Source organism: Flavobacterium piscinae (assembly GCF_004122145.1).
Classification (GTDB): domain Bacteria; phylum Bacteroidota; class Bacteroidia; order Flavobacteriales; family Flavobacteriaceae; genus Flavobacterium; species Flavobacterium piscinae.
This window is the reverse complement of record NZ_SBKQ01000022.1, coordinates 1-3,785: the sequence shown is the minus strand read 5'-3', so window position 1 is coordinate 3,785 and position 3,785 is coordinate 1. Positions and strand designations below refer to the sequence as shown.

At 45.0% G+C, this 3,785-nt stretch carries 1 protein-coding gene; it reads left to right on the top strand.

Features of this window, described 5'->3' with window-relative positions; all coding sequences use genetic code 11:
* Nucleotides 1-3,785: beta strand repeat-containing protein (locus EQG68_RS15090; RefSeq protein WP_394343619.1), on the top strand; the 3,785-nt coding region annotated here is incomplete at both ends.

Genomic DNA, 3,785 nt, shown 5'->3' with positions numbered 1-3,785 from the left:
AACCACTGCTCCAATAGATGTAGTTTATACAGTAACGGCTTCAGTTGGTACCTCACCGAATATTTGTACAGATACTTTTACAATAACTGTCACGGTAAATCCTATTCCAACAGTAACGGTCAATAGCCCTACGGAATGTGATGGTACCTCGGCTACGGTTACTGCCACACCGGGAGTAGCGGGCAGTTATGATTATGTTTGGATTGTTCCATCAGGACCAAATCCGGGCAATGTAGCGAGTTTTACCACCACAGTAGCGGGAGTTTACAGTGTGATTATCACCGATACGGTAACGGGTTGTTTCTCGGCGAGTGCTTCGGGAACAGTAACAATAAACCCTAATCCAACAGTAACGGTCAATAGTCCAAGTGTTTGTGATGGAGTAGCCGCTACAGTAACGGCAACACCGGGAGTAGCAGGTAGTTATGATTATGCATGGATTGTTCCATCAGGACCAAATCCGGGTAATGTAGCGAGTTTTACCACCACAGTTGCGGGAGTTTATAGTGTGATTATCACCGATACGGTAACGGGATGTATCTCCACGAGTGCATCGGGTACGGTGACCTCCAATCCCAATCCAACAGTAACAGTTAATAGTCCAACGGAGTGTGAAGGCACACCGGCCACAGTTACTGCCACGCCGGGAGTAGCAGGCAGTTACGATTACGCATGGATTGTTCCATCAGGACCTAATCCGGGCAATGTTGCGAGTTTTACCACCACAGTAGCGGGTGTGTATAGTGTGATTATCACTGATACGGTAACAGGTTGTTTCTCAGCGAGTGCTTCGGGAACAGTAACAATCAACCCCAATCCAACGGTAACAGTCAATAGTCCATCCGTATGTGATGGTACCTCTGCTACGGTTACTGCCACACCGGGAGTAGCGGGCAGTTACGATTATGCATGGATTGTTCCATCAGGACCTAATCCGGGTAATGTAGCGAGTTTTACCACCACAGTAGCGGGAGTTTACAGTGTGATTATCACCGATACGGTAACGGGATGTGTCTCCACGAGTGCTTCGGGAACAGTAACAATCAACCCCAATCCAACAGTAACGGTCAATAGCCCAAGTGTATGTGATGGAGCGGCTGCTACAGTAACGGCAACACCGGGAGTAGCAGGTAGTTATGATTATGCATGGATTGTGCCATCAGGAGCTAATCCGGGTAATGTAGCGATTTTTACCACCACAGTAGCGGGAGTTTACAGTGTGATTATCACCGATACGGTAACAGGATGTATCTCCACGAGTGCATCAGGTACGGTGACCTCCAATCCCAATCCAACAGTAACAGTTAATAGTCCAACGGAGTGTGAAGGCACACCGGCCACAGTTACTGCCACACCGGGAGTAGCAGGGACTTACGATTACGCATGGATTGTTCCATCAGGACCTAATCCGGGTAATGTGGCGAGTTTTACCACCTCAGTAGCGGGAGTTTACAGTGTGATTATCACCGACACCACAACAGGTTGTATCTCAGCGAGTGCTTCGGGAACAGTAACAATCAACCCCAATCCAACGGTAACAGTCAATAGTCCATCCGTATGTGATGGTACATCAGCCACCGTTACTGCCACACCGGGAGTAGCGGGCAGTTACGATTATGCATGGATTGTTCCATCAGGACCTAATCCGGGTAATGTAGCGAGTTTTACCACCACAGTAGCGGGAGTGTATAGTGTGATTATCACCGATACGATAACGGGTTGTATCTCGGCGAGTGCTTCGGGAACAGTAACAATAAATCCTAATCCAACAGTAACGGTGAATAGCCCAAGTGTTTGTGATGGAGTAGCCGCTACAGTAACGGCAACACCGGGAGTAGCAGGTAGTTATGATTATGCATGGATTGTTCCATCAGGACCTAATCCGGGTAATGTTGCGAGTTTTACCACCACAGTAGCGGGAGTTTACAGTGTGATTATCACTGATACGGTAACAGGTTGTTTCTCAGCGAGTGCTTCGGGAACAGTAACCATTCATCCTAATCCAATAGTAACGGTAAATTCTCCAACAGTTTGTGCAGGAGATTTAGCTACGCTAACCGCTACACCAACTACGCCGGGTACTTATGATTATGTATGGACAGTTCCAACCGGACCAAATCCGGGCAATGTAGCTAGTTTTACTACTACAGAAGCCGGAAATTATAGTGTAGTAATTACCGATACAGTAACAGGATGTATTTCAGCAAGTGCTTCAGGAACGGTAACCTTGTTGCCTTTACCAACAGCAAGTGTGAGTGGTGATGTGACTATTTGTCCAACGGGAGAAGCAACGATAACTTTTACCGCCACTCCGGGTACTACGATAGAATATACAGTAAATGGGATAGGAGGAGTACAAACCCAAAGTATCGATGCTTCGGGCGTGTTTACCATTACTGATACCTATACTACCACAACTATTTATGAGTTAATAGGTGTTTTCACCAGTACCAGTCCGGTTTGTTCGGTACCGCTTAATCAAACAGCTACAGTAACGGTGGCTCCGGCTCCACTTATTTTCACTCATCCTGATTTAGTACTTTGTGATGATAATAATGACGGTATAAGTCGATTTGATTTAGCTCAAACCGAAAGCATTATTACAGGAGGAGCAACAGGTTTGACGGTATCGTACCATGAAACATTGGTTGATGCCCAATTAGGAGGAGCACCGATACCGAATTCTGCCAATTATTTATCGATTAATCCATGGCTTCAAACCATTTATGTTCGAGTGATTAATACGGGAGCGACGGATTGTCCATCGATTACCACCTTTGATTTGATTGTGAATCCGTTCCCGGTAATTAATACCACACCGGATGATTATGAATTGTGTGATGATGATACGGATGGTATTCAGGTATTTGATTTAGCTTCACGTTTAAGTAATATATTAGACGGCTTAGACCCTAGTTTACATACCGTAACTTTCCATTCGAATGAAGCAGAGGCAATCATTGGTACGCCACAGCTTTCAACACTATACAGCAGTTCTACTCAAGCGGTTTGGGTTCGTGTAGTGATAAATGCTACGGGATGTTTTGATGTAGCACCATTGGAATTAGTTGTTAATCCTTTACCGATAGCCAATTTACCAACGCCATTAAGTTTGTGTGATGATAATAATCCGGGCGATGAGCAGGAAGAATTTGATTTAACGCAATCCATAGGTGAGATTGTAGGCACACAAGAGGGTCTGGAGGTTACTTTCCATTTTACGTTACTTCAAGCACAACAAGGCACTAATGCCTTACCAACTTTATATACCAACGTAACCAATGTTCAAACCCTCCATGTTCGGGTGCTTAATCCGGTAACGGGATGTTATTCAACCACGACATTGGATTTACGAGTTGAGCCACTTCCGACATTGTTAATTCCAATCAACCCCATTACCTTGTGTGATGATAACAACGATGGATTAGCTACTTTTGATTTAGGAGCACTTATTCCGGACTTACTCAATGGAGCAAGTGATATTACTGTTAGCTTCCACGAAACCGAGCAAGAGGCATTGGACGGAAATAATGATTTACCACTTTCTTACTTAAGTATCTTACCATGGCAACAGTTTGTTTATGTTCGAGCCGAGCATAACACCACGGGTTGTGTACGTGTGATGATGCTGGAATTAAATGTAAACCCAAGACCGGAAGTGCCGACTGATTTAGAAGACATTATTCAATGTGATACCGATGGTAATCAGCAAAACGGATTGAGTACGTTTGATTTAAGTGTACAAACGCCTGGTATCTTAGCGGCTCAAAGTGGAGCGGCTTCCG